The 25,043-nt window shown below is 67.9% G+C and carries 24 protein-coding genes; 5 read left to right on the top strand and 19 right to left on the bottom strand.

Going from position 1 to position 25,043, the window contains the following annotated elements; translation table 11 throughout:
• Positions 1-4: 4 nt before the first annotated feature.
• Genes AB6732_RS03725 through clpS form a run of 4 tightly spaced genes read right to left on the bottom strand, consistent with a single transcriptional unit; the run spans position 5 to position 2,742 of the window.
• Entirely contained in the window at positions 5-802 is a 798-nt protein-coding gene (locus AB6732_RS03725; protein ID WP_370958411.1) for an MBL fold metallo-hydrolase, read from the bottom strand.
• The gene (gene murI, locus AB6732_RS03720) at positions 799-1,797 is read right to left on the bottom strand and encodes a glutamate racemase (RefSeq protein ID WP_370958409.1); all 999 of its coding nucleotides are present in this window, start codon (positions 1,795-1,797) and stop codon (positions 799-801) included. The genes AB6732_RS03725 and murI overlap by 4 nt, the downstream gene beginning before the upstream one ends.
• Positions 1,794-2,399: a DUF2017 domain-containing protein gene (locus AB6732_RS03715; protein ID WP_370958407.1), complete on the bottom strand. Its 606-nt coding sequence runs from the start codon at positions 2,397-2,399 to the stop codon at positions 1,794-1,796. Before AB6732_RS03715 ends, murI begins: the two co-directional genes overlap by 4 nt.
• Complete coding sequence (gene clpS / locus AB6732_RS03710) at positions 2,392-2,742, bottom strand: ATP-dependent Clp protease adapter ClpS (protein ID WP_066210903.1); 351 nt, start codon at positions 2,740-2,742, stop codon at positions 2,392-2,394. The genes AB6732_RS03715 and clpS overlap by 8 nt, the downstream gene beginning before the upstream one ends.
• Before the next feature lie 110 nt (positions 2,743-2,852).
• Here clpS and AB6732_RS03705 point away from each other — a divergent pair, with 110 nt between their 5' ends.
• Together AB6732_RS03705 and AB6732_RS03700 are read left to right on the top strand one after the other, a co-directional pair.
• Positions 2,853-4,178 (top strand): nicotinate phosphoribosyltransferase, encoded by a 1,326-nt coding sequence (locus AB6732_RS03705; RefSeq protein WP_370958404.1) that lies wholly within the window; start codon positions 2,853-2,855, stop codon positions 4,176-4,178.
• Positions 4,175-4,789 (top strand): isochorismatase family protein, encoded by a 615-nt coding sequence (locus AB6732_RS03700; protein ID WP_370958402.1) that lies wholly within the window; start codon positions 4,175-4,177, stop codon positions 4,787-4,789. The genes AB6732_RS03705 and AB6732_RS03700 overlap by 4 nt, the downstream gene beginning before the upstream one ends.
• Positions 4,790-4,896: 107 nt before the next feature.
• Here the strand turns inward: AB6732_RS03700 and AB6732_RS03695 are convergent, their stop codons facing one another.
• From AB6732_RS03695 to AB6732_RS03665, 7 genes are all read right to left on the bottom strand, one after another.
• The gene (locus AB6732_RS03695; RefSeq protein WP_370958400.1) at positions 4,897-6,675 is read right to left on the bottom strand and encodes a DEAD/DEAH box helicase; all 1,779 of its coding nucleotides are present in this window, start codon (positions 6,673-6,675) and stop codon (positions 4,897-4,899) included.
• Between the two features lie 128 nt (positions 6,676-6,803).
• Positions 6,804-7,112 (bottom strand): DUF3039 domain-containing protein, encoded by a 309-nt coding sequence (locus AB6732_RS03690; protein WP_370958398.1) that lies wholly within the window; start codon positions 7,110-7,112, stop codon positions 6,804-6,806.
• Between the two features lie 88 nt (positions 7,113-7,200).
• A complete protein-coding gene (nagB, locus tag AB6732_RS03685; RefSeq protein WP_066210911.1) occupies positions 7,201-7,983 on the bottom strand; it encodes a glucosamine-6-phosphate deaminase in 783 nt (260 codons plus the stop codon).
• A gap of 90 nt (positions 7,984-8,073) precedes the next feature.
• Positions 8,074-9,645 carry a transporter gene (locus AB6732_RS03680; RefSeq protein ID WP_370958396.1) on the bottom strand — a complete coding sequence of 524 codons (1,572 nt, stop codon included), beginning with the start codon at positions 9,643-9,645 and terminating at the stop codon, positions 8,074-8,076.
• On the bottom strand, positions 9,627-10,445 hold the full coding sequence (locus tag AB6732_RS03675; protein WP_370958394.1) for an ABC transporter ATP-binding protein: 819 nt from the start codon (positions 10,443-10,445) through the stop codon (positions 9,627-9,629). Before AB6732_RS03675 ends, AB6732_RS03680 begins: the two co-directional genes overlap by 19 nt.
• Before the next feature lie 168 nt (positions 10,446-10,613).
• On the bottom strand, positions 10,614-11,600 hold the full coding sequence (locus AB6732_RS03670) for a tetratricopeptide repeat protein (RefSeq protein ID WP_370958392.1): 987 nt from the start codon (positions 11,598-11,600) through the stop codon (positions 10,614-10,616).
• A 67-nt stretch (positions 11,601-11,667) separates the two neighbouring features.
• The gene (locus tag AB6732_RS03665; RefSeq protein ID WP_370958390.1) at positions 11,668-13,503 is read right to left on the bottom strand and encodes a hypothetical protein; all 1,836 of its coding nucleotides are present in this window, start codon (positions 13,501-13,503) and stop codon (positions 11,668-11,670) included.
• Between the two features lie 137 nt (positions 13,504-13,640).
• Here AB6732_RS03665 and AB6732_RS03660 point away from each other — a divergent pair, with 137 nt between their 5' ends.
• Positions 13,641-14,984 carry an AI-2E family transporter gene (locus AB6732_RS03660; protein ID WP_370958388.1) on the top strand — a complete coding sequence of 448 codons (1,344 nt, stop codon included), beginning with the start codon at positions 13,641-13,643 and terminating at the stop codon, positions 14,982-14,984.
• A 96-nt stretch (positions 14,985-15,080) separates the two neighbouring features.
• Here AB6732_RS03660 and AB6732_RS03655 read toward each other — a convergent pair whose 3' ends face one another.
• From AB6732_RS03655 to AB6732_RS03645, 3 genes are all read right to left on the bottom strand, one after another.
• Positions 15,081-15,896 (bottom strand): alpha/beta hydrolase, encoded by an 816-nt coding sequence (locus tag AB6732_RS03655; RefSeq protein WP_370958386.1) that lies wholly within the window; start codon positions 15,894-15,896, stop codon positions 15,081-15,083.
• 61 nt (positions 15,897-15,957) lie between these two features.
• Entirely contained in the window at positions 15,958-16,299 is a 342-nt protein-coding gene (locus AB6732_RS03650) for an ATP/GTP-binding protein (RefSeq protein WP_370958384.1), read from the bottom strand.
• Positions 16,300-16,393: 94 nt separating this feature from the next.
• Positions 16,394-17,656, bottom strand: a complete 1,263-nt coding sequence (locus AB6732_RS03645; protein ID WP_370958382.1) for a hypothetical protein — start codon at positions 17,654-17,656, stop codon at positions 16,394-16,396.
• A gap of 264 nt (positions 17,657-17,920) precedes the next feature.
• Here AB6732_RS03645 and nucS point away from each other — a divergent pair, with 264 nt between their 5' ends.
• Both nucS and AB6732_RS03635 read left to right on the top strand, forming a co-directional pair.
• A complete protein-coding gene (gene nucS, locus AB6732_RS03640; protein ID WP_370958380.1) occupies positions 17,921-18,616 on the top strand; it encodes an endonuclease NucS in 696 nt (231 codons plus the stop codon).
• A gap of 164 nt (positions 18,617-18,780) precedes the next feature.
• Positions 18,781-20,013: an N-acetylglucosamine-6-phosphate deacetylase gene (locus tag AB6732_RS03635; RefSeq protein ID WP_370958378.1), complete on the top strand. Its 1,233-nt coding sequence runs from the start codon at positions 18,781-18,783 to the stop codon at positions 20,011-20,013.
• Positions 20,014-20,127: 114 nt separating this feature from the next.
• On the opposite strand, the gene AB6732_RS03630 is transcribed toward AB6732_RS03635, so the two are convergent.
• The 5 genes from AB6732_RS03630 to atpA form a co-directional block, all read right to left on the bottom strand.
• The gene (locus AB6732_RS03630) at positions 20,128-20,559 is read right to left on the bottom strand and encodes a DUF2550 domain-containing protein (RefSeq protein ID WP_370958376.1); all 432 of its coding nucleotides are present in this window, start codon (positions 20,557-20,559) and stop codon (positions 20,128-20,130) included.
• Positions 20,560-20,579: 20 nt separating this feature from the next.
• Complete coding sequence (locus AB6732_RS03625; protein ID WP_066210930.1) at positions 20,580-20,855, bottom strand: F0F1 ATP synthase subunit epsilon; 276 nt, start codon at positions 20,853-20,855, stop codon at positions 20,580-20,582.
• A gap of 2 nt (positions 20,856-20,857) precedes the next feature.
• Positions 20,858-22,312 carry a F0F1 ATP synthase subunit beta gene (gene atpD / locus AB6732_RS03620; protein WP_307497437.1) on the bottom strand — a complete coding sequence of 485 codons (1,455 nt, stop codon included), beginning with the start codon at positions 22,310-22,312 and terminating at the stop codon, positions 20,858-20,860.
• An 84-nt stretch (positions 22,313-22,396) separates the two neighbouring features.
• Positions 22,397-23,287, bottom strand: coding sequence for a F0F1 ATP synthase subunit gamma (locus AB6732_RS03615; RefSeq protein ID WP_370958374.1), 891 nt, complete (start codon positions 23,285-23,287; stop codon positions 22,397-22,399).
• Positions 23,288-23,376: 89 nt separating this feature from the next.
• Positions 23,377-25,014: a F0F1 ATP synthase subunit alpha gene (atpA, locus tag AB6732_RS03610; protein WP_370958372.1), complete on the bottom strand. Its 1,638-nt coding sequence runs from the start codon at positions 25,012-25,014 to the stop codon at positions 23,377-23,379.
• Between the last annotated feature and the right edge of the window lie 29 nt (positions 25,015-25,043).

Raw genomic sequence — 25,043 nt, 5'->3', positions numbered from 1 at the left:
GCGGTCAGAGCTCGTAATGCACGCCCGCCACGGCCACCGAGACGCCACCGCCGAAGACCTCCTTGGCCTCCGCGAGGACGGTGTTCGGATCCGTCCAGACCGGGATGTGAGTCAGAAGGAGCCGCTTGGCCTCGGCCTCCACGGCCGCCTCGCCTGCCCTCTTGCCGGTCAGGTGCACGTCTTTGATCGCATCGTCGCGGCCCTCCTGGAAGGCGGCCTCGCAGAGGAACAGATCGGCATCGCGGGCCGCCTCCACCAGCGCGGGGCAGCTGTCCGTGTCCCCCGAGTAGCTGAGCACGGTCTCCTTGACAGTCCCGTCTTCAAGCTCCTGACGGCACTCGACGCGAAGGGCGTACGCCTCTTCGATCGGGTGGTTCACGGCGTAGGGCGTGACGGTGAACGGGCCCACCTGGACCGGCTTCTCCACGGTCCAGGTGCCGAAGTCGAAGTCCTCGTGCATGCCCGGGTCCAGTTCCAGGCCGTAGGCGGTGGCCAGGCGGTCCGCCGTCGCCTCCGGTCCCCAGACCGGGATGCGGCCACGGTCCCAGCCACCGGGCTTCCAGTGCACGGCGACGTGCAGTCCGCACAGATCCATGCAGTGGTCCGGGTGGAGATGGCTCAGGAAGATCGCGTCGATGTCCTCCAGATCCGTGTACCGCTGAAGCGAGCCGAGAGCGCCGCTGCCGAGGTCCAGGATGATCTTCCAGCGGCGTCCGCCGCTGTCCGCGGTCAGGAGATAGCACGACGCCGGCGAACCGGGCCCGGGGAAGCTCCCCGTGCAGCCCACGATGGTCAGCTTCATGCCTGTCCCCCGTCCGCCGTGGCGTTCGCCACGAAGTGGGAGATGCGCGGCTGCCGGGCCGCCGCCCGCGCCGCTTCCAGCATCTCCGGTGTGATCTTGGCCAGGCTTCCGGTGGGGTAACTCGCCGAGACGTGATCCACATGCTCCACGCTGACCACCTCCGGTCCGAGGAATCGACGGGCCAGCTTCCCGAATCCGGTGGCGTCACCCGTCGCGACAAAATGGTGCTTCGGAGTGGCCGGATCCTGGCGTTCCAGACCGTGCCTGATGAGTGAACGGTACACGTCCTTGGCCGTCTCCTCGGCACTCGAGACCAAGGTGACGTCCTCCCCCATGACATAGGAGATGACACCGGTGAGCAACGGGTAGTGCGTGCAGCCGAGCACCAGGGTGTCGACCCCGGCGGCCTTCAGCGGCGCGAGGTAGTCCTCCGCGAGGGCCAGGAGCTCCGGCCCCGTCGTGATGCCGGCCTCCACATACGGCACGAACTCGGGGCACGCCACCGAGAGGACCTCCAGGTCAGGGGCGGCCGCGAAGGTGTCCTCGTAGGCCCGCGAGCCCACCGTGGCGGAGGTCCCGATGACGCCGATCCGTCCATTGCGGGTGGAGGAGACCGCGCGTCGCACCGCCGGCTGGATGACTTCGATCACGGGGATCCCGTAGCGGGCCTCGTAGCGTTCGCGAGCGTCACGGAGCACCGCCGCCGACGCCGTGTTACAGGCGATCGTGAGCAGTTTCACGCCGGAGTCGACAAGTTCGTCCATGATGCCCAGCGCGTTGGCCCGCACCTCCGCGATCGGCAGAGGGCCGTAGGGTCCGTTGGCGGTGTCCCCGACGTACAGCACGGCCTCGGTGGGCAGCTGGTCGATGACCGAGCGCGCCACGGTGAGGCCCCCGACGCCGGAATCGAAGATCCCGATCGGACGCTCGGAACGTGGCAGCTGTGTGCTCTCGTTCCCGGCGGACACGAGCTGCTCGGAACCCGGAAGACTCATGCCCGGCTCTCCCCCTCGCCCGTCTCCCCTGCCCGGGACGGCGCGTCCTCCAGGCTGTAGCTGAGGGCCTGGACCAGGGATTCCTGAAGCCAGCTCACGAAGTTGTAGACCACGGAGAGATACGTCTCCAGGTCATCGGCGTCCGACCACTCCTGCATGGCGTACACGGCTTCGGCGTCGTCCTGGGTGCGGATGTTGAGACGTTCGCTGACCACGAGGCGCACGTCGTTCAGGGCCATGGCGAAGTTCCGGGCCTGGTTCTCATCCAGGTGAAGCTCATTGCTCTCCAGCGCCAGGGAGGCGGCACGCAGCGTGCCGATCTTGCTCTCCCGCAGCGAGCGCTCGGTGAAGCGGCGGAATTCGAGGGCGGCCTCGTCGTCGTCCTTCACGCCGTCCGGGAGAAGGCGGCGCAGCGCGGCGTCTTCGGGAGGGGCGATGTGGGGGTCGAAGCCGACCAGCGCCACGAGCGGGTCTTCGGAGTCCAGTACCTCGGGCTCCAGCATGTGGATGACGTCGGAGAACAGCTTCCGCAGGAGTTCCCGTTCCTCTTCCTCGAGGTAACCCGTGATCCCCCGGCTGCCCGGTACGAATGTCTTAGCCATGCTGTCCCTTTCCACCGGCGCCGGCGCGTTCCACGGTGGCCCAGAGGCCGTACCCGTGCATCGCCACCACATGCTGTTCCATGCGCTCCCGGCCACCGTGGGCCACGACCGAACGGCCCTTGCGGTGCACCTCCATCATGAGCCGGTCGGCCTTCTTCTGGGAGTAGCCGAAATAGCTCCGGAACACGTAGCTGACATAGCTCATGAGGTTCACGGGGTCGTTCCAGACCACCAGATTCCACGGGGTGTCCGTGAGCGTCCGTTCCTCCAGGCCCTGCTCCTCACGGACCTCCGGGTCCGTCAGGGCGGCAAGCCGCACCTCTGCCGTGGCTGTGGGATTCATTAGTCCATTCTAGGCAGTGTCCGGGGTCCGCCGTGTCCGCGGCGGGTCGGCCGGCGCCGGTCGCGGACCGGACCAGCGCCGGATCACGGCGTGGGGATAAAGTGTGTTGCGTGAGTACACCCTGGCAGCAACCCCGCGCTTCGCTGTATACCGACCACTACGAGCTCACCATGGTGCAGGCGGCTCTGGAGTCAGGCGCCGCCCAGCGGCGCTCCGTCTTCGAGGTCTTCGCCCGTCGCCTTCCGGACGGCCGCCGTTACGGCGTCGTCGCGGGCACGGGCCGCCTCCTGGAGGGCATCCGGAACTTCCGTTTCGGGCCGGAGGAACTCGAATTCCTCCGCAGCACCGGAGTGGTCAACGAGAAGACCCTGGCCTTCCTCGCCTCGTACCGTTTCACGGGCGACATCTGGGGCTACGCGGAGGGCGAACTGTACTTCCCTAACTCTCCTCTTCTGGTGATCGAGTCGACGTTCGCCGAGGCATGCATCCTCGAGACCTACGTTCTTTCGGTCCTCAACCACGACAGCGCGATCGCCTCGGCGGCGTCCCGCATGGCGCTGGCAGCCCGCGGCCGCCCGTGCATCGAAATGGGCTCGCGCCGCACGCATGAGGAGTCCGCCGTCGCGGCCGCCCGCGCCGCCATCATCTCCGGCTTCGTCAGCACCTCCAATCTGGAGGCCGGTCTGCGCTACGGCCTGAAGACCTTCGGCTCCGCCGCACATTCCTTCACCTTGCTGCACGACACCGAACGCGACGCGTTCACCGCGCAGCTCAGCTCGCTGGGCCCGGAGACCTCTCTCCTGGTGGACACGTACGACGTCGAGACCGCCGTCCGCACGGCCGTGGACCTGGCCGGGGACAGGCTGGGCGCGGTGCGCCTGGACTCCGGCGACCTGGTCGCTCAGGCCCAGTGGGTGCGTCAGCTGCTGGACGAACTCGGCGCGGTGAACACCCGGATCGTGGTCACGAGCGACCTGGACGAGTACGCCATCGCCGCCCTGCAGTCCGCGCCGGTGGACTCCTACGGCGTGGGGACCTCCCTCGTCACGGGCAGCGGCGCCCCGACCGCGGGCATGGTCTACAAGCTCGTGAGCCGCACGAACGACGACGGCGAGTTCATCTCCGTCGCCAAGGCCGCCAAGAACAAGGCGAGCGTCGGAGGCCGCAAGTACGCGCTGCGACGGCTCAACGAGCGCGGCACGGCCACCGCGGAGCTCGTGGGGATCGGCCACCAGCCCGAGAACGACGGCAACGACCGCCCGCTCCTCGTGCAGCTCGTGTCCGGCGGCGAAGTCATCCCCGGCTGGACCGGCCCCGAGGCCGTGACGCGCGCCCGCGAACGGCACGCCGCGTCCCTGGCCGAGATGCCGCCGGCCGTGAACAGGCTCCAGCGAGGAGAACCGGTCATTCCCACCCTCTATGAGGAGGCACCATGAGCAAAGCCCTGATCATCGTGGATGTGCAGAACGATTTCTGCGAAGGAGGATCGCTGGCCGTCGAGGGCGGCGCGGCCCTGGCCGCGGCCATCAGCGAATACCTGGACGATCACGGCCACCTGTATGACCACGTCGTGGCAACCCAGGACTGGCATGTCGATCCGGGCAGCCACTTCTCCGACGATCCGGACTTCCAGGACTCCTGGCCGCGCCACTGCGTCGCCGGGACGGCGGGCGCGGATCTCCATGACGATCTGGACCAGGAGTTCATCGAGGCGATCTTCCGCAAGGGCCGCTTCGCCGCCGCCTACTCCGGCTTCGAAGGACTGCTCGCCCCTGAGGACGCCGTGTCCACCGGGGACCGCCAGCCCGGCGCCCTGCCTTCGGAGGACGAGGACGGCGAATCCCTGGACGAATGGCTCCAGGAACGTGACGTCGAGGACATCGTGGTGGTCGGGATCGCCACGGATCACTGCGTCCGCGCGACCGCGCTCGACGGCGTCCAGGCCGGTTACGCCGTCACGGTCCTCCGCGAGCTGACCGCCTCGGTGGCGGACGACCCGGAGCCGACCTTCGACGAGCTCCAGGAGTCCGGCGTCGTCATCGCCTGATCCGGCGTTGCGTGCTCAGTTGTTGCGGGTGTTTTTCCTGAACACCCGCAACAACTGAGCACACAGTCTTTCTGGCCAGGCTGCGCTCCGGGCACCGCGTCTGGACGCTACTTCCGTCCGACGAACCAGCCCTGGATCTTCGCCAGGCGCGCCTTGAGCTGCTCCTCGCTGGCCTGAGCCACGGCCGGACCTCCGCACACCTCGCGCAGCGTGTTGTGCACCATGCCGTGCGGCGTGCCGGTGCGCGCCGACCAGGCCGAGACGTTCTTCGCGAGTTCATTGCGCAGATCCATCAGTCGGCGGTGATCCGCGACGCCGGGCGCCTCGGCAGGAGCGGCGGCGGAGGGCTTCCTCCGGCGGGACTGCTGCTCCGCCTGGCGCTGCCGCAGCAGCACACCCACCTGGTCGGCGTCGAGCAGACCGGGGATCCCGAGGAAGTCCAGCTCGTCCTCACTGCCGATGTCGCCACCGGTGCCGAACTCGCCGCCGTCGAACAGGACGCGGTCGAAGGAGGCCTGCGAGTCCAGCGCCTCGAACTTGCCCTTGGTGAGGGAGTCGGACGCCTTCTCCTCGCGGTTCGCCTCGTCCATCAACGAGTCCTCGGGGTTGAACAGCCCGTCTTCGTCCTCGTTCCGGGGCCGGTCCAGCGCGTGGTCACGCTCGGCCTCCATGGAGTTGGCCAGGCCCATCAGCTGCGGGACGGACGGCAGGAACACCGAGGCGGTCTCGCCGCGCTTCCGGGCACGCACGAAACGTCCGACCGCCTGGGCGAAGAACAGCGGGGTGGAGGTCGAGGTGGCGTACACGCCGACGGCGAGACGCGGGACGTCGACGCCTTCGGACACCATGCGGACCGCCACCATCCAGCGGCTCTGACCGGCGGAGAACTCCTCGATCTTGCTCGACGCCTTCGCGTCATCGGAGAGGATCACCGTAGGCGACTCCCCCGTGATCCGGCGGAGCTGACCGGCGTAGGCACGGGCGTCCTCGTGGTCCGTGGCGATCACCAGCGCACCCGCGTCCGGCACGGTGCGGCGGACCTCGGAGAGCCGCTTGTCCGCCGCGGAGAGGACCGCCGGGATCCACTCGCCCTGGGGGTTCAGCGCCGTCCGCCACGCCTGCGACGTCACGTCCTTGGTGACCGCAGCCTCACCGAGCGAGGCGGCCATCTCCTCACCGGCGCTGGTCCGCCAGCGCATCTGACCCGAGTACGCCATGAAGATGACCGGACGGACCACGTGATCCTTGAGCGCGTTGCCGTAGCCGTAGCTGTAGTCGGCCTTGGAGCGGCGGATGCCGTCCTTGTCCTCGATGTACTCCACGAACGGGATGGGCGAGGTGTCGGAGCGGAACGGCGTACCCGTCAGGGACAGACGCCGCACGGCCGGCTCGAACGCCTCCCTGAGGCCGTCGCCCCAGGAAAGGGACTCACCGCCGTGATGGATCTCGTCCAGGATGACGAGCGTCCGGGCCGCCTCGGTGCGGGCCCGGTGCAGCATGGGCTTCGACGCCACCTGGGCGTACGTCACCGCGACGCCGATGAACCCCTGGCCGTGCCGGCCGTCCGAGTTCTTGAAGTTCGGGTCGATCGACAAGCCCACGCGGGCGGCCGCATCGGCCCACTGCCGCTTCAGGTGGTCGGTGGGCGCCACGATGCAGATGCGATTCACGACGCCGGAGTCCACCAGGGTGGTCGCCACCCGGAGGGCGAAGGTCGTCTTACCGGCGCCCGGCGTGGCCACCGCGAGGAAGTCCCGGGGGCGCTCGCTCAGGTACTTGTCCAGAGCCTCCTGCTGCCAGGCACGCAGTTTGGGCGCGGTGCCCCAGGCGGCACGCTCAGGGTAGGCCGGTGGGAGGGTGGGGCCGCCGAAGAGCGTGTCAGTCATGGGGAAAAGAGCCTCGCTAGGGTCGTCGGTCATCAGCGGAAGAGAAGTGACGGAGTGGGACGCCAGGGCACATCGATGCCCGGCCGATCCGTCGGGAGGCCCGCGCCTGCGGCGCGGAAGGGCGCGCGCTACTTGGCGCCGTCGTCGTCCTTGCCCGGACGCAGACCCTCGTAGATCTCCTTGCAGGCGGGGCACACGGGGAACTTCTGCGGGTCGCGGCCCGGGGTCCAGACCTTACCGCAGAGCGCGATGACGGGTTCCCCCGTCAGCGCGGATTCCATGATCTTCTCCTTGCGCACATAGTGCGAGAAGCGCTCGTGATCACCCGGTTCCACCTGCTCGCGCTGCTCGGTGCGCTCGATCGTCGCGGTCGAACCGCCCGGGCCGGAGAGCTCGCGCGAGGGGTCGTTCTCAAAAGGATCGGGAGGCAACGTCATGACATCCACTCTACCGTGCCCGGACCCGAAGAAGGGCTCCCGGCGGACGTCTGAACGTCCGCTGGGAGCCCTTCGCCGGGAGGCTGGATCAGAGACCCTGCCACTCCGGCTTGCTCTCGAAAGCATGCCGGTAATAGTCGGCCAGGCGCAGTGAGGAGGCGGCCGCCTCGTCGATCAGGATCGTCGCGTGCGGGTGCAGCTGCAGGACCGAGGCCGCGCAGATCGCGGCCACGGGGCCCTCCACGAAGTCGCGCACCGCCTGCGCCTTCTGGGCGCCGGTCGCCACCAGAACCACGTGCCGCGCGTCCATGATGGTGCCGAGCCCCTGGGTCACGACGTGATGAGGGACATCGTCGATGCTGTCGAAGAACCGGGCGTTGTCCTTGCGGGTCTGCTCCAGAAGGGTTTTGATCCGCGTCCGGCTGGCCAGCGAGGAACCCGGCTCATTGAACCCGATGTGCCCGTCGGTGCCGACCCCCAGGATCTGCAGGTCGACTCCCCCCGCCGCCGCGATGGACTCCTCATACTCCCGGCAGGCCGCCTCAAGGTCTTTCGCAGCGCCGTTCGGGCTGTGCACCTTGTCCGGATCGATGTTGACCCGGTCGCTGAACTCGCGGCGGATGACCTCGCGATAGGACTCCGGGTGCCCCAGGGGCAGTCCGACGTACTCGTCCAGCGCGAAGCCGCTCGCTCGGGAGAAATCCAGGCCTTCCTCGGTATGGCGGCGGGCCAGTTCGTCATAGATCGGCAGCGGCGAGGAACCCGTCGCCAGGCCCAGCACCGCCTCCGGCTTGCGCTTCAGAAGCGCCTCGATGGCGTCCGCCGCCATGGCACCGATGTGAGCGGCATCGGGGAGGATGACAACTTCCATGCTCTTGCGGCCTCATTTCCTACTCAGGAGCTGTGAACTGCTTCGATCTTATACAGTCCAGCCCCAAAAAACGATAGAAAGTGAGTGGAATCAGCTATTTTTAATCAATTGCGCTAAAAGTTCAGGCCCTCGGCGCTCAACGTCACGTCCGCCCAGACGCACTCCGAGCCAGAGAAGGAAGGCTCCCCAGGCCGATCCGGCCAGGAGGTTGATCCATCCCCAGACGTGATTCCCCGTCACGAGCTCCGCAATCAGCAGGCCCGCCAGCGGCAGGCAGATCACCAGGAGCACGAGCATGCCGAGGCCCTGCACGGCCAGGGTGAGGCCCTTGCCACCCGGCGGGTTCTTGAACGGGCTCTCGCCGGGCTTCGGAACCGCTGTGACGTACCGGGCCGAGATCACGGAGGCCAGGCCCAGGCCCGCCATGAGGACGCCCGCCGAAGCACCCAGGATGCCGGGGAGCAGCTCCCACCGCCCGCTGAGCGCGATGGAGGCGAAGACCACGACCACCACGGCCGGCACCGCCAGGATGCAGCAGCCGAGGACACGGCCCCAGCGGTCCGCACGTCCCGGTGTGCCCGTGGAGAGGTGCAGGGCGAAGGCGGTGTCGTCATAGGAGACGTCCGAACTGATGCTCCAGGACATGAGGAACGCCACGAGCGGGCCCACCACCAGCAGCATGGTGAAGTTCCCGTTCTGCATGCCCATGAAGTACAGGAGGACCGGCATCAGCGGCACCACGATCAGCGACGCCGAGTACCGCGGATCGCGGAACCAGTACGTGGCCGTGCGGGCCGCGACAGCGCCCGTGGGCGTCGCGGGGAACCAGGAGAAGAAGCCGAGCTTGCCCGCAGCGCGCTTGGCGCCGGACGCTCGCGGCGGATTGACCATGGACCGCACCAGCGCGATGTTCCAGAGCCAGACCGCCAGCGCCATCATGGCGAGGCAGATCAGGATCCGGAGGGCGGCGGCCCCGAAATCCCCGGCCGCGACGTCGGCGGGCAGCGCCCACGGGGCGCCGAAGGGCGTCCATGCCAGGGCGGACGCAAGATCCGGCAGATACCGCGCGTTGTCCTTGAGGCCCTGAGCGGCGCCGCTGATGATCGGGCCCAGGAGCACGAGCGGGATGAAGATCAGGATGGTGCCGATCTCCCGGTAGCGGCGGGACTGGGAGAGGTTGTTGCCCCACGCGGCGGCACAGCGTGAGTAGAGCAGGCAGCTCGCGACACCCAGGAACGCGCCCACGAGCGCGGCGACCACCTGCAGCGGCGACCTCCACCAGCTCACCACGGTGGTCAGGCTCAGGATGGCCGTCAGGAGTCCGGGGATCCCCACCAGCCCTGCCAGCGCCATGCCGGTCATGAGGTCACGCTGCGGGATGCCGAAGGCGGCGAACCGCTGCGGATCCAGCGTCATGTCCATGCCGGAGGCGAGGATCGGGACCACGGTCCAGCCCAGCACGGCGGCAAACCCGGCGAGCACCAGGATGGTTCTGGCCAGGTCCACGTCGGCCAGGCGGAGCAGGACGAGGCCGATGACCATGAACGTCAGGACGCCCAGGCCGTACAGCCCGCCGAGGACCAGGCCCACGATCTGCCACGGACTGCGGCGGAATCCGTTGGCCAGGATCTGGAGCTTGAGCCTCAGGAGTGTCGCAACCATGCCAGCCCCTCCCCCTCGTGACGGCCGCCCACCAGGCTGACGAAGCGCTCTTCGAGGCTCTGCCCCGCACGCACCTCGTCCACGGTGCCCGCGGCCAGGAGCCGCCCACCGGCCACGACGGCGACGTGATCACACAGCCGCTGGACCAGGTCCATCACATGGCTGGAGATCACCACGGTGCCGCCCGAGGCGACGAAGCCCTTCAGGATGTCCGTGATGTTCGCGGAGGACACCGGGTCCACGGCTTCGAACGGCTCGTCCAGCACCAGGACCCGCGGTGCGTGGATCAGCGCCGACGCCAGGGCGATCTTCTTGGTCATGCCGGCGGAGTAGTCCACCACGAGATTGCCCGCGTCCGCCGTGAGGTCGAGTGCGGCCAGTAGTTCCTGGGCGCGCACGGCCACGGTCTCCCGGTCCATCCCCCGCAGGAGACCGGAGTACGTGATCAGCTGTTCGCCGCTGAGACGGTCGAACAGGCGGACGCCGTCGGGAAGGGTCCCCAGCAGCTTCTTCGCCGCCGTCGGGCCCTGCCACATGTCCACCCCGAGGATCTCGGCGCTCCCGAAGTCGGGGCGCAGGAGTCCTGTCGCCATGGACAGCGTGGTCGTCTTGCCGGCGCCATTCGGGCCGACCAGACCGAAGAAGGACCCCACGGGGACATCCAGGCTGATGCCGTCGACGGCGATCTTCTCACCGAAGCGCTTGGCCAGGCCCCGGAGGGCGATGGCCGGGACGTGCGACGGGGTCCTGGGGACTTCCACCGGGGAAAATGACTGGGATTCCGGGTGCGAGTGAGTCATGCGTTTCACGCTAACAAGTGTGATGACTCTCCGGGATGCTACTTCAGGACGATCTTTGCCTACGCCCAGCGGGTGCCGTGCACCCGAGGCCGGAGAAGTTGCCGGACGCACCGCGGGGAGGGCATCCCTTCCGGAATGCCCTCCCCGCGCGGTCAGCCCGGTGTCAGCTCAGAACAGGACCCTCGCCAGGGCCTGTCGCGCCGCCGCCACCCGAGGGTCCTTGACCCCCACGACCTCGAAGAGGTCCAGCAGGCGGACGCGTGCGGTTTCCCGTTCCGGTCCGAAGTGCCGCCCGATGAAAGTGACGATCCGCGAGAAAGCGTCCTCGACGTGGCCGCCCGAGACGTCCAGGTCCGCCAAGCGCAACTGGGCCTCGACGTCGTCGGGGTCGGCCGCGGCCTGCTGGCGCAACGCTTCGGCGTCCGTGGCGCTCAGACCCTCGAGACGAAGGAGGAGGCGCACCTGCGCCAGTCCCGCCTTCGCTTCGTGGTCGGCCGGCTGCTCGTCGAGAGCCTGCTGATATGCCCGCTCTGCTGCCGCATAGTCGCCGGATTCGATCGCGTCCAGGGCCTCCTGGTGCAGTGGGGGCAAAGGCGCCTCGGCGGGCTCAGCACCGGCTCCGCCACCGGAGACCGGGCCGATCCGGCCGTGCACGCCGTTCGCCTGGGCCAACTGCAGCAGCTCGGTGAAGAGTGCCTCGAGATGGGCCTCCTCCACCGGTCCCTGGAACAACGGCACGGGCTGGCCCTTCACCACGGCGACCGCGGCGGGAACGCCGGAGATCTGCATCGCTTGCATGATCTCAGGGAACGCCTCGACGTCCACGGCGCCCAGGACCATCGCGCCATCCTGACGATTGACGAGATCCTCGACGAGACTCAGCGCGCGCTGCGACTCCGGCGAGTACTGGGCCCAGAGTGCCAGGATCACGGGCACCTGAACGGAGAGCTCCACGACGTCCTGGAAGTTCGCCTCGGTGACGTTCGCACGGTAGGACCCGGCGCCGCCGGCGGGCGCCTCCGCCCCGTCGGCGGAAGGCGCGGCCGGACGCGCAGCCGGGGCCGGAGCCTGGGCACGCGCCTTCACGGCGGAGAGATCGACCGCGCCGCGCAGGCTGGCGAGGGAATCGAATGGGTTCTGTGCTGCCTGGGGCAACTGTCCTCCTCGGTGTTCGGCCGGTGAGGGATCACCTCACCGGCCGGGGAACGATGCGTGGACGGGCTCAGCCCAGCTTGACGCCCGTCAGGTAGCGGTCCGCGGACAGCAGCGTGAAGCTCTCCTTGGACCCGGACGGCGGGATCCGGAGAGTCACCGAATCGATGAAGTGCTCCGTCACCTTCTTGTTCGTCTTCTTGGTGCCCGCCAGAGTGGCCACGGCCTCATCCGCGAGGTCGACGGTGTCGCCCTCGTTCGGCGGAGTCAGCGTGACCGTGAACTCGAGGTCCGCCACCACCACGGCGCCGCCGTCGTCCGACGTGTACACGGCGTCCGGCTGGCCCACGAGCTTGAAGTCGAAGGCCGGCTTGACGTCCGCGCCGTTGTTCTTCGGATCGATGACGTTGTTCTTCAGCTCTTCGGTCTGCTGGAAGTAGGTGTTGTCACCGAACTTGGTCTTCGCCGACCCCTTCGGATCCTTCAGACGGGCCACCAGAGCGGCGATCGCATCCGAGGGGCTCGCGGTCAGACCATTGGCGCTCTTCGCGTCCCGCGCCTTGACTCCGTCCGCGCTCATCGCGGGGAAGGTGTTGCCCGGCAGGAGGTACGACGCGCTCACGAGCTTGTAATTCTCCCGGGCCGACTTCTGGGTCAGCGTGAGGATCAGGGGCGTGGGGTTCTTGGCGCCCTGGGTCACGGCGGTCACCGTGCGCGGCCACCCGCGATCCGTCGGGACCACCTGGGTCAGCAGCTTCTGCGCCGCCACGGGTGCGACCGCCGGGTGGCTGGTGGCCGAAGCGCGGATCTTGTAGTTCTGCGTGCGGATCGTCAGTGCCTCACCGGTGGCGCGGTCGCCGAGGTCCTTGGCGTTCTTGGCGGCGTCGGCGCTGCTCACGGCATCGGCCGTGCTGGAAAGGATGCGCTTGAGCTGGTCATCGGTCACCACGGGCAGGTCACCGGAACCGCCGGCGGAGGCCGCAGGACTCGGCGTGGCGCTGTCGGCGTGGGCGGGCGCCACGCCCGCCAGTGCACCGACGACGGCGAGGCTCAGCGCGCCGGCGATCGCCGGGATCCTGCGGAAAGCCGACGGCTTGTCCTTGGGTTCGGCGTCTTGAGGTTCGGCGTCCTGAGCCTCGGCGTTCTTGGGCTCGCCGGCCTTCGGCTCGGCGATCTCCGCGGGCTTGTCGTCCGAGACGGTGGTCTCGGCATCGGAGGCCGGGGCGTCCGCCACGGCGTCCTTGATCGACGGCGACTTCGAGCCCACACCTGCCGCAGGTCCTGCCGCGGTGGCCTTGGCCGGCGTGGACCCGCCCTTGCCGAAGAGGAAGGCGAAGAGGAGCGCGCCCAGCATGAGCAGGCCGCCCAGCACCATGAGCGGCACACTCCACGGCGTGCTGGTGTCATTGGCGTAGCTGAACTCGAGCTGGGACGGAGCGGGCTTGGTGCCGTCGCTCGCGATCACCAGAGACCAGTCGCCCTGGTCCGGTGCGGACCAGGCGAACTTGAGGTCGCCGTTGCCGGACTGGGTGCTGGCCCAGATGTCGGCGCCGGCGGGGTTCGGAGCCTTGGCCTCGCCGTCGACGTGCTGGACGTCGAGCGCCTTGCCTTCCGCGTCCGCTCCCTTGACGGTGTTGTGAGCGGTCTTGTCCACCCAGGCCGCGACGTCGTCGGGGCGTCCGACGGCGACCGTGAAGGCGCCGTCACCCTTGATGTCCAGGTCGACCTTGCCGTCGCCGAACTTCGCGAACGCAGGGTCGACCACCGTGAGCGGGGCCTGCTGAACCGAGGACGGGAGCGCAACGCTCACCCTCTCGGGCGGAGCCCAGAAGGTCTTCTGGCCGATGCCCAGGAACAGGACTACCAGTCCCAGGACAAAGACGGCGATCGCTGACTTCAAACGCACAAATGCACCTAACATCGGGGTCATGGTCTCTTTCATGGTATCCGCTGAGACTGGGAAGCAGGGAGGAAAGGGCTGCGCTGATAGTGTGAATCCGGCCCCAGCCCCATCATTTCGCCTGACCACCCAAGGAAGACCCCATGAGTGAACACCAGCCGGAGAACACCCCGCCCACCGAGGGGACGGTGCAGCCGTCCTCCGAGACGGAGTCCGTCGCGTCCGTCCCCGCGCCGACACCGGCCGCCCCCGCCTCCCGGGATGACGTCGAGGCAGCCGCGGCGAAGGCGCCGGAAGCCGGGGTGGCGGACGCGGGTCTGCTCGGCAGGGTCAAGCGGGCCTTCGGCCAGCTCAAGAAGCCGGTGCCCGGCGCACTGCCGCGCGCTCACTTCGCCCTCCCCGAAGCCAGCGACGACGACGGGAACCTCACGGAGCCGGCCGCCCAGGGCTTCGCGGTCCAGCGCCCCGTGCTGCTCGGCTTCATGCTCACCGTCGGCGTCGGGCTGGCGCTGCTGCTCTTCTACGTCGGAAGTCACACCACGCAGCTGATTCTGTGGATCATCGCGGCGCTGTTCATCGCACTCGGGCTCGACCCGGTGGTCCGCACGCTGGAGAACCGCCGGATCCCGCGCCCCGCCGGCATCGTGATCGTCCTGCTCGGGCTGCTGGCCGTGGTGGGCGGCTTCTTCGCGACCCTGATCCCCACCGTGGTGGATCAGGTCAATCAGATCATCACGCAAGGCCCTGTCTGGATCAACGACTTCCTGCGCTCGGACTTCTACAACAACCTGAACGAGCAGTTCGGGCTGAAGGACCGCGTGACGGAGGAGATCCAGAAGTTCATCAAGGACTCCAGCGCCGTGGGTGGCGTGTTCGGAGGAATCGTCGGATTCGGCACCTCGGTGGCGAACGGCCTGTTCGGCGCGTTGATCGTTCTCGTCCTGACGCTGTACTTCCTGGCTGCGCTGCCGTCCATGAAGTCCTTCGCGTACCGCCTGGCCCCGCGCACGCGCCGTCCGCGGGTCATGGAGCTGTCCGAGGAGATCACCCGCTCGGTGGGCAACTACGTGATCGGCCAGGTCTGCGTGGCGCTCCTGAACGCCACCTTCGCCTTCATCGTGATGTCCATCCTGAACGTGCCGTTCTCGGTCCTGCTCGCCTTCGTGGTCGCTCTGCTCGCCTTCATTCCGCTGGTGGGTGGCCTGATCGCAGGGATCCTTGTGACGCTCGTGTCGTTCACCATGGGCTGGCAGACCGCCGTCATCTACGCCATCTGCTACTTCGCGTACCTGCAGTTCGAGGCGTACTTCGTCTCCCCGCGCATCATGCAGCGCGCCGTGTCCGTCCCCGGCTCGGTGGCGGTGATCTCCGTGATCGCCGGTGGCAGCCTCCTCGGGGTGCTCGGCGCCCTGATCGCCATCCCGACCGCCGCCGCGATCATGCTCCTGATCAAGGAAGTGCTGGTCCCCCAACAGGACCGGAAGTAGTCCCCTCGAGGAACAACCAGCACTGACGGGAAGGGCCCCACCGCTGATGCGGTGGGGCCCTTCCCGTCGAGGACGCTGCTCGTCTGAGGTGCTGCGCTACTGCCCCTGCGCGATCGGGCCGGACCACTCGGTCGGCAGCGGCGTCGGGACCTCCGGCGCCACGGTGGCCACGATCTCGTTGAGCACGCGCTGCACGTGCTTCTCCCCCACCCAGAGGTGCTTGGCGCCGTCGACGCCGATCACCTCGGCCTGCGGGACGAGCGAGAACCGCTGAGCGGCCTCCGCCGGCTGCAGGTAGTCGTCGTGCTCGGGGACGAGGACCTTCAACGGCAACGGGGCCGCGCCCCAGCGGCGCAGGTCGTCATCTCCCGCGCGGTGCAGCGGCGGGGACAGCAGGATCGCGCCCTCGATGGCCTCGACGGCCGGGCTGACGCTCCCATGGCGGAGCGCGAGTTCGGTGCCGAACGACCAGCCGAGGAGCCAGCGGCGCGGGAGTCCGCGGTCGACGGCGAACCGCACCGCGGCCTCAAGGTCGTGACGTTCGGCCACGCCGCCGTCGAACTCCCCGTCGCTCGTGCCGCGCGGCGAAGAGGTGCCGCGCGTGTTGAAGCGCAGCACCGCGATGCCGGCGAGGGCCGGCAGGCGGTAGGACGCCTTGCGGTAGACGTGCGAATCCATGAACCCGCCGTGCGTGGGCAGCGGATGGAGCGTGATGAGGGTGGCGCGGACCTGCCCGTCCGCCGGGAGCGCGAGTTCACCGTAAAGGGTCAGCCCGTCCTCGGTCCGCAGTTCGATGTTCTCCCGCACCGCGGGGAGGACCGTCGATGCCCGGATGGGCTGAGGTCCTGCCGGGTCGGTGAAGGTGAGCGTCGCCGGATCGGCGGGGTCATAGGCGGAGGGCACTGCTGTCATGCTCCCAAGCCTAAGTCAGGAGCGCCCGCCGTCGTGCCGGGTGACGGCGCACGACGCCGGGTCAGCGGTAGCGGTAGCTGCGGCCCGTCCAGCAGCGGGTGTGCCAGTGCCGGCGCTCATTGATCCCCGCCTGCTCGCCGAACAGGTGGTCCTCCTCCCAGACCACCAGGTGGGCGAGTCCGGGCGGGATCTGCCGATGGCAGCCGGGGCAGGTGTACTCCTTGCCGGCCCTCAGCGCCGTCATCGTGCGGACCATCCAGACGCCGTCCGGGGCGACCTCCCGCCGGTCGATGCCGATCCGTGCGCGCTCCAGCCCTTCGAGCGGAGCAGGCGCCGCACCGTGCTTCCCGCTCCCGGTGGAGGAACTCGCCGGACGACGGCGGGGGCGGTTGCTGCGGGGCATGACTCCATTGTGCCAAAGCCATCGCCCCCGGGCCGCCGCTGTGTCGCCCCGGGACGTGCCCGGGACGTGCCCGCGACCAGGCCGGAGGAGCCGGTCAGCGCAGCGCGACGACGGGCTCCCCGCCGAGCAGGCCCGTGCTGGAGCGCACGCAGTTCCCGCTCTTCGGAGCGCCCTGGTTGTAGGCCTGGCGCAGGCAGGACCGCAGCGCCAGCTGGCCCCAGTAGTTGGGATGCAGGGATTCCTGGACGAAGTAGTCCGAGTTCGCGGTGCTGACGGTGCGGATCTGGTTGACCCACTCCGTGGCGTCCGACGCGCCGGCCTGGGTCCAGGACGTCACACCCTTCTCCTCCAGCAGACCCACGGTGTTCTCGCAGAGCCGTCGGCCGGAGAAGAGCGATGTGACGTCCAGGGTCTTCACGTTGCTCAGCCCGCTCTGGGCGGCGGCCTGAGTGACGGCGCCGTTGATGGTGGGCAGCAGGGTGTTCGCCGCGTAGTCGACATCGGCGTCCCAGAGTCCGCACCCGCCGGTGTTCTGCCGGGTGTATCCGCTCTGCCCGTAGCGCATCGCGCCACTTGCCGGCAGCGGCGACGGGTAGTTCTGGACGAGCAGCGTCCAGGAACCGTCACTGTACCCCGCGTTCCGCATCGCCGTGCGGATGTTCTGCATCGCCGTCGCGATCTTGGCGGTGTTGGCGGTGACCGTGCTGGAGCTCATGGCGGTCGCGACGGTGCTGCCGTTCTTGCAGTACTTCGGGCTCCAGCTGAAAGAGGTCAGGAAGTCCGTGACGCATTCCTGCATGATCGTGCCGAATTCGAAGTCATTGCCTCCGATGGAGAGCGCCACCATCTTCACGTTGTGGCTCGCCGCGAAGTTCTGGAGCATGAGCGCCTGGCCCTGCTGCCCGCCGGAGTTGTAGAAGTCCAGGCCGGGTTTGAAGTAGCCGCTCGAATTGGTGAAGGTCGAGGTGCGGGCCCCGGAACAGGCGAGGTTCAGACTGTTCACTCCTCCCCCGATGCCCACCTCGGCCGCATGACTCCGGTGGCAGCGGGCGATGGTCTCGGCGGTGTTCGAAGCGTTGTCGTTATACGCCGTGGCACCCAGGGCGTCGATGGCCCCGGCACTGCCGTTCGTGTTCCCGGCCCAGCGCCCCGCCTCCCCCGAGATGTACGAGTCGCCGACGGAGACCACCCACGGGTCACCGGCGCCGGGACTGTCTGCGCTGGCGGCAGGCGGGGCCGACAGCAGGGCGGCAAACGCCAGGGCGGCGATGCCCAGCGTCGAGGTCAGCGCTGTGGTAAGTGTTCTGGTCAGTGCTGGGACGAGACGGGAACGCATCCCGCGGGCATGATGCTGCATGTCTGGAGACTCCTGATCGGTGACGCGTCCCCGGATCGTGAGGTCCGGTGGACGGCCCCGGCGGTGGGGCCGAGACTGAAATTACCAACGGGTAACCTGGCTGCCCAGAGGCTCTGCGGCCTTCCGGTGAAGAGTTCATGGAGCGCTCGCGCGCTGTTCAGACGACGTTCGTCGGGCACCCGGGAGGTTCACCCGCGGAGGGCGGGACGCTCGGGACCGTGCCCCGCACGTCCGTTCGGGGCCCGAGCCGGTATTGTTCTGTGCGTGCGTTTGGTGATTGCTCAGTGCTCCGTGGACTACGTCGGCCGGCTCAAGGCCCATCTGCCGTTGGCTAAGCGCCTCCTGGTGGTCAAGGCGGACGGTTCCGTTCTCGTCCACTCCGACGGCGGCTCCTACAAGCCCCTCAACTGGATGAGCCCGCCCGCCACCCTGCGGGTCCAGGCCCCTGAGGACACGGAGCTGGAGACCGGTGTGTCCGAACAGTGGGTGGTGCAGTCCTCCAAGACCGACGACCGGCTGATCGTCAACATCCACGAGATCTTCCACGACACCGCCCACGACCTCGGCATCGATCCCGGGCTGATCAAGGACGGCGTCGAGGCCGACCTCCAGCGACTTCTCGCCGAACAGATCGAATTGCTCGGGACCGGATACAGCCTCATCCGCCGCGAGTACTTCACGGCGATCGGGCCCGTCGACATCCTGGCCCGCGACGCCGCCGGCGCCACCGTGGCGATCGAGCTGAAGCGCCGCGGCGACATCGACGGCGTCGAGCAGCTCACCCGGTACCTCGAACTGCTCAACCGCGACCCGGTGCTCGCCCCCGTGCGCGGCATCTTCGCCGCTCAGCAGATCAAGCCTCAGGCCCGGGTGCTCGCCCAGGACCGCGGCATCGACTGTGTCACCCTCGACTACGACGCGATGCGCGGCGTGGACGACGCGGAGAGCCGCCTGTTCTGAGCTGTCTAATCTGGGCTGCAAGTTCTAAGCTGCCCGTTCTGAGCCACTTGCCCTGACCACCCGCTCCCGAGCGGCTCCTCCGTGTGCCGCCCGGACGGCAAGCCGGCGCCACCCCAAGCAGGTCACGCTTCAGCCCTCCGCGGTCCTGCCCGTAGACTCATGGCATGCCTCTGGACAGCACCTCTTCCCCTGATGGACAGCGCGTCATCCTGCGCGGCCGCATCGTCTCCGACGGCGACTCCCTCGCCGACGGGCTGGTGGCCATCGCGGATGGGCGGATCGTCCACGCCGGGCCTGCGGCCGGATTCTCCGACCCCGGCTTCGAGGGTGTCGAGCCCACTCCCCTGCCGGAGGGCGCAATCCTGATCCCCGGCCTGGTGGACATCCACTGCCACGGCGGGGACGGCGGTGACTTCCCGTCCGGTCAGGAGGACTCGGCCCGCACGGCCATCGCCTTCCTGCACCGTTCCGGCACCACGTCACTGCTCGCGAGCATGGTGACCGCATCCCGCGAGGATCTCCTGCACGGCATCGGCCTCTACGTGGGTCTGACCGAGGAAGGGCTCCTGGAGGGCATCCACCTCGAAGGTCCCTTCCTCTCTGAAGCACGCTGCGGCGCCCAGAACCCGGCCTTCCTGCTCAATCCGGATCTGGAGTTCGCCGAGGAGCTCATCCTCGCCGCCAGCGGAAAGCTCCGCACCATGACCTACGCCCCGGAGCTGCCGGGTGCGGCGGAGCTCGTGGACCTGCTGACCACCCACGGCGTGGTCCCGTCCCTCGGGCACACCGACTCCGATGACACGACCGCCGCCGCCTCCCTGGCAGCGGCCCGGGACGGCCTCGCGGCCGCTGGGTTCGACGGCTCCACGAGCCGCCCGACCGTCACGCACCTGTTCAACGGCATGCGGCCCATCCACCACCGCGATCCCGGCCCCGTGACGGCGTGCCTCCGAGCCGCCCAGGCCGGTCGCGCCGCCGTCGAGCTCATCGCCGACAACACCCATCTGGACCCGCAGACCACCCTGACGGTCTTCGATCTGGTCGGCTCCGCGAATGTGCTGCTGGTGACGGACTCCATGGCCGCGGCCGGTCTGAGCGACGGGCACTACATGCTCGGCCCCTCCCCCGTCACCGTGGCCGACGGGGTCGCGACCCTCGACGCCACCGGTTCGATCGCGGGTGGCACCGCCACGCTGCTCCAGGTGGTCCAGCGCACGGTCGCCGCGGGCGTCCCCCTGGCCGACGCCGTCCGCTCGGCGACCGCGGTCCCCGCCGACGTTCTGGGACTCGACGACGAGGTAGGGAGCCTGCGCCGCGGCCTGCGTGCCGACGTCGTGGTGCTCGACGCCGATCTCCAGCTCCAGCGCGTCATGCGCCAGGGGGAATGGCTCGTCTGAGCCGCGCGCCCCTCACAGACGCCGAAGGCCGGGCCGTGTGCCGCCGTGGAGAATCCCACAGCGGCACACGGCCCGGCCTTTCGTCATCCCCGGAAGGTGCTCCCGGACACGCGCTCAGTCCAGCCGGTTGAGTCCCGGTCTCGGCCCGGCCTCCAGCCAGGAGGACAGCCCGGTGTACTCGTCGAAACGCATCGCGAGCAGCACTTCCTGACCCTCATAGCTCAGCTCCACGATCACCGAGCCCGGCTGGATCCTGGAGGACTCCGACTCGCCCGGTTCGCGCCGCCGCACCAGATCGAGCTGGTTGCGTTCGAAGCTGTAGCGCGGAGTGGGGCTCAGGGAGAACATCTTGAACCACTCGAGTTCCGAACCCTGGAAACGACAAACCCCCATCTGCCAGCGGCCGTTGGCCAGGCAGATGGAGGCGTCGATGGTGCCCAGGGAGCGCCGCAGATTGACGCGGCGCACCCCTACCAGGCACAGAGCACCGATGATGATCGCGAGGATCGCTGCGATGCCCAGAGTGACAATGACCGAATCACCCATCTAGCGCGGACTATTCAGCCCTACGCCGCGGCGGAATCGTTGAGCTGAGCATTGTCAGCCACGATCACCACTCGGTCATTGTCAACGGAGAAGAATCCCCCATCCACGGTGACGTGGATGCGGCTGCCCGTGACCGGCTCGATCGACAGCTCACCCTCCGCGAGGATCGCCAGAACCGGCGCGTGCCCGGGGAGAATGCCGATCGCGCCATCGCTGGTGCGGGCGTTGACCACCTTGGCCGCGCCGGACCACACGAAGTGGTCCGCCGCGACGACCTCAACGTCGAGCTCAGCCATGATCAGCGGGTCTCAGACTGGATCTTGGCCCACTGACGCTCGACATCGTCCATGCCACCGACGTTGAAGAACGCCTGCTCGGCGATGTGGTCGACGTCGCCGTTGCAGATCGCCTTGAAGCCCTCGATGGTGTCCTTGATGGACACGGTCGAACCCTCGACGCCGGTGAACTGCTTGGCGGTGTAGGTGTTCTGGGACAGGAACTGCTGGATACGACGGGCACGGGCCACGACGATCTTGTCCTCTTCGGAGAGCTCATCGACACCGAGGATGGCGATGATGTCCTGGAGTTCCTTGTTCTTCTGCAGGATCTGCTTCACGCGCACAGCGGTGTCGTAGTGGTCCTTGCCGATGTACTGGGGATCCAGGATTCGGGAAGTGGAGGTCAGCGGGTCCACGGCCGGGTACAGACCACGGGAAGCGATCTCACGGGAGAGCTCGGTGGTGGCGTCCAGGTGGGCGAAGGTGGTCGCCGGAGCCGGGTCGGTGTAGTCGTCAGCAGGGACGTAGATCGCCTGCATGGACGTGATCGAGTGGCCCTTGGTCGAGGTGATGCGCTCCTGGAGGAGACCCATCTCATCGGCCAGGTTCGGCTGGTAGCCCACGGCGGACGGCATGCGGCCCAGCAGGGTCGACACCTCGGAACCGGCCTGGGTGAAGCGGAAGATGTTGTCGATGAAGAGCAGCACGTCCTGGTTCTGCACATCGCGGAAGTACTCCGCCATGGTCAGAGCGGACAGGGCCACGCGCAGACGCGTTCCCGGCGGCTCATCCATCTGGCCGAACACCAAGGCGGTGTCCTTCAGAACGCCGGCCTCGTCCATTTCGACCCAGAGGTCGTTGCCCTCACGGGTACGCTCGCCGACACCGGCGAACACGGAGGTGCCACCGAAGTTGCGGGCGACACGGGTGATCATTTCCTGGATGAGCACGGTCTTGCCCACACCGGCGCCGCCGAACAGGCCGATCTTGCCACCCTTGATGTACGGGGTGAGAAGGTCGATGACCTTGATGCCGGTCTCGAGCATCTCGGTGGAGCCTTCGAGGCTCGCGAAGCTCGGGGCCTTGCGGTGGATGGGCCAGCGCTCGGAGACCTGGAGCTCGGACTCTTCGACGTCCAGCGGCTGCCCGAGCACGTTGAAGATGTGGCCCTTGACGCCGTCGCCCACGGGCACGGAGATGGGGGCGCCGGTGTCGAAGACCTGCGTGCCGCGGACCAGGCCGTCGGTCGCCTGCAGCGAGATGGCGCGGACCAGGTTGTCACCCAGGTGCTGCGAGGTCTCGAAGGTGATGGTCTTGGTCTCACCGTTGAGGGTGACCTCAGTGGTCAGGGCGTTGTAGATTTCCGGGATGGCGTCGGCCGGGAATTCGACGTCGACAACCGGCCCAATGACGCGGGCAATACGACCGGTGGCGCCGGCCGCGGTGGCTGCGTGCTCGGTAGCGGTGGCAGTCATCTCTCTCACTTCACTCAGTAGATGGCGTGTGTTAAGTCTAGCTTTGGGTACAGCCGCGAAGGCTGCGCCGGGATTCTCGGGCGATTACGACGCGAGAGCGTCGGCACCGGCCACAATCTCGGTGAGCTCCTGCGTGATCTCGGCCTGACGGGCCGTGTTGCGCAGTCGCGTGTACTTTTTGATCAGCTCGGTCGCGTTGTCGCCTGCGGACTTCATGGCACGCTGACGGGCAGCCAGCTCGGACGCGGCAGCCTGCAGCATCGCCGCGAAGATGCGGGATTCGATGTAGCGCGGCAGCAGCGAGTCCAGCACCTGCTCGGTCTCGGGCTCGAAATCGTAGAGGGGCAGGATCTCCGCTTCCGGAGTGTCCTCCTCTTCCACGACCTCCAGGGGCAGGAGGCGGACGACGGTCGGCTCCTGGGTCACCATGGACTTGAAGCGCGTGTACACGACGTGGATCTCCTCCACGCCGCCCTCTTCGAAGTCGGTGGCGAAGTCATCCAGGATGACCTTGCTGACCTCCTGAGCGGTTGCGAACTCCGGAGCATCGGTGCCGCCGGTCCAGACGCGGGCGTAAGGACGAGAACGGAAATCGAAGTAGGCCTGCGCCTTGCGACCCACCAGGTAGGTCTTGACGTCCTTGCCTTCGCTGTGAAGCAGCTCGATCAGGCCCTCGGCCTGCTTGAGCACGCTCGCCGAGTAAGCTCCGGCGAGACCACGGTCAGCGGTCATCACGACGACGGCGGCGCGGCGCACCTGAGCGGGCTCGGTGGTGAGCGGGTGCTCCACCTGGCTCTGGCTGGCGACTGCAGAAACGGCACGGGTGATGGCGCGGGCGTAGGGCTGCGATGCAGCCACACGGGCACGTGCCTTACCGATGCGAGAGGTCGCGATCAGTTCCATCGCCTTGAAGATCTTGCGCATCGACGTGGTCGAGGCGATCTTCTGGCGGTAGACCCGGATCTGGGCTCCCATACTTGTCCTTTCTTAGGATCCAGCGGATCCAAGGCTCCGGTGCGGTACCCCGGGGCCACCCGTGAAGGTGGCCCCGGGGTGATGCGCCTCTAGCGCTTCTGCTTGACGATCTTTTCCTGGTCGACGGAGTCGCCCGAGATGGCCTCGTGCTCCTCGTGACCGGCGCCGACCAGCTGGCTGTGACCCTCGCCGAAGAAGCCGCGCTTGAAGTCGGCGATCGCCGTCTTCAGAGCCTCGACCGTGTCGTTCTCCAGCAGGTTGGTCTGGCCGATGGTGGTCAGGATGGACGTGCTGTGCTTCAGGTGCTCGAGGAACTCGGACTCGAAGCGGGACACGTCCTCGACCGGGACATCGTCCAGGTAGCCGTTGGTGCCGGCCCAGATGGAGACGACCTGGTTCTCGACCGGGTACGGCTGGTACTGGCCCTGCTTGAGCAGCTCCATGAGGCGGGCGCCACGGGTCAGCTGCTGGCGGGAAGCCGCATCCAGGTCCGAGGCGAACATGGCGAAGGCCTGCATGTCGCGGTACTGGGCGAGGTCCAGCTTCAAGGTGCCGGAGACCTTCTTCATGGCCTTGACCTGAGCGGAACCACCCACGCGGGACACCGAGATGCCCACGTCGACAGCCGGACGCTGGTTGGCGTTGAAGAGGTCCGACTGCAGGAAGATCTGGCCGTCGGTGATGGAGATGACGTTCGTCGGGATGTAGGCGGACACGTCGTTCGCCTTCGTCTCGATGATCGGCAGACCGGTCATCGAGCCCGCGCCCAGCTCGTCGGAGAGCTTGGCACAACGCTCGAGCAGACGGGAGTGCAGGTAGAACACGTCACCCGGGTAGGCTTCACGTCCCGGCGGGCGGCGCAGGAGCAGCGACACGGCGCGGTAGGCTTCGGCCTGCTTGGAGAGGTCATCGAAGATGATGAGGACGTGCTTGCCGCCGTACATCCAGTGCTGGCCGATGGCCGAACCGGCGTACGGAGCAAGGTACTTGAAGCCCGCGGGGTCGGACGCCGGGGAGGCCACGATCGTGGTGTACTCCAGGGCGCCCTTCTCTTCCAGGGTCTGGCGGACAGCGGCGATGGTGGACGCCTTCTGACCGATGGCGACGTAGATGCAGCGAACCTGCTTGTTGACGTCGCCGGACTCCCAGTTGGCCTTCTGGTTGATGATGGTGTCCACCGCGATGGCCGTCTTACCGGTCTGGCGGTCACCGATGATCAGCTGACGCTGGCCACGGCCGATCGGGATCATGGCGTCGATGGCCTTGAGACCCGTCTGCATCGGCTCGTGGACCGACTTACGCTGGGTCACGCCCGGCGCCTGGAGCTCCAGTGCGCGGGTGCCCTCGGCCTTGATGTCGCCCAGGTCGTCGATGGGCTGGCCCAGCGGGTCAACCACGCGGCCGAGGAACGCGTCGCCGACGGGGACAGAAAGAATCTGACCCGTGCGGTGCACTTCCTGGCCCTCTTCGATACCGGTGAAGTCACCGAGTACGATCACGCCGATCTCACGGACGTCAAGGTTCTGAGCCAGGCCCAGAGTTCCATCCTCGAAGCGAAGGAGTTCGTTGGCCATGACCGAGGGAAGGCCCTCGACACGGGCGATACCGTCGCTGGCGGCGGTCACACGGCCGACCTCGACGCGCTCGGCATTGCCGGGCTCGTAAGACGCCGCGAACTCGTTCAAGGCATTGCGGACGTCGTCGGCATTGATGGTCAATTCGGCCATCTGCAGTCCCTGCTCTCCTGTTTCGTGAT

This window comes from Arthrobacter sp. RCC_34 (assembly GCF_041360795.1).
Taxonomy (GTDB): domain Bacteria; phylum Actinomycetota; class Actinomycetes; order Actinomycetales; family Micrococcaceae; genus Arthrobacter_E.
This window is presented reverse-complemented; position numbering and strand designations above follow the sequence as displayed.

Coding starts and splice junctions, on each gene's coding strand:
- AB6732_RS03725 (WP_370958411.1), bottom strand. CDS start 802: ATGAAGCTGACCATCGTGGGCTGCACGGGGAGCTTCCCCGGGCCCGGT.
- murI (WP_370958409.1), bottom strand. CDS start 1,797: ATGAGTCTTCCGGGTTCCGAGCAGCTCGTGTCCGCCGGGAACGAGAGC.
- AB6732_RS03715 (WP_370958407.1), bottom strand. CDS start 2,399: ATGGCTAAGACATTCGTACCGGGCAGCCGGGGGATCACGGGTTACCTC.
- clpS (WP_066210903.1), bottom strand. CDS start 2,742: ATGAATCCCACAGCCACGGCAGAGGTGCGGCTTGCCGCCCTGACGGAC.
- AB6732_RS03700 (WP_370958402.1), top strand. CDS start 4,175: ATGAGCAAAGCCCTGATCATCGTGGATGTGCAGAACGATTTCTGCGAA.
- AB6732_RS03695 (WP_370958400.1), bottom strand. CDS start 6,675: ATGACTGACACGCTCTTCGGCGGCCCCACCCTCCCACCGGCCTACCCT.
- AB6732_RS03690 (WP_370958398.1), bottom strand. CDS start 7,112: ATGACGTTGCCTCCCGATCCTTTTGAGAACGACCCCTCGCGCGAGCTC.
- nagB (WP_066210911.1), bottom strand. CDS start 7,983: ATGGAAGTTGTCATCCTCCCCGATGCCGCTCACATCGGTGCCATGGCG.
- AB6732_RS03680 (WP_370958396.1), bottom strand. CDS start 9,645: ATGGTTGCGACACTCCTGAGGCTCAAGCTCCAGATCCTGGCCAACGGA.
- AB6732_RS03675 (WP_370958394.1), bottom strand. CDS start 10,445: ATGACTCACTCGCACCCGGAATCCCAGTCATTTTCCCCGGTGGAAGTC.
- AB6732_RS03660 (WP_370958388.1), top strand. CDS start 13,641: ATGAGTGAACACCAGCCGGAGAACACCCCGCCCACCGAGGGGACGGTG.
- AB6732_RS03655 (WP_370958386.1), bottom strand. CDS start 15,896: ATGACAGCAGTGCCCTCCGCCTATGACCCCGCCGATCCGGCGACGCTC.
- AB6732_RS03650 (WP_370958384.1), bottom strand. CDS start 16,299: ATGCCCCGCAGCAACCGCCCCCGCCGTCGTCCGGCGAGTTCCTCCACC.
- AB6732_RS03645 (WP_370958382.1), bottom strand. CDS start 17,656: ATGCAGCATCATGCCCGCGGGATGCGTTCCCGTCTCGTCCCAGCACTG.
- AB6732_RS03635 (WP_370958378.1), top strand. CDS start 18,781: ATGCCTCTGGACAGCACCTCTTCCCCTGATGGACAGCGCGTCATCCTG.
- AB6732_RS03630 (WP_370958376.1), bottom strand. CDS start 20,559: ATGGGTGATTCGGTCATTGTCACTCTGGGCATCGCAGCGATCCTCGCG.
- AB6732_RS03625 (WP_066210930.1), bottom strand. CDS start 20,855: ATGGCTGAGCTCGACGTTGAGGTCGTCGCGGCGGACCACTTCGTGTGG.
- atpD (WP_307497437.1), bottom strand. CDS start 22,312: ATGACTGCCACCGCTACCGAGCACGCAGCCACCGCGGCCGGCGCCACC.
- AB6732_RS03615 (WP_370958374.1), bottom strand. CDS start 23,287: ATGGGAGCCCAGATCCGGGTCTACCGCCAGAAGATCGCCTCGACCACG.
- atpA (WP_370958372.1), bottom strand. CDS start 25,014: ATGGCCGAATTGACCATCAATGCCGACGACGTCCGCAATGCCTTGAAC.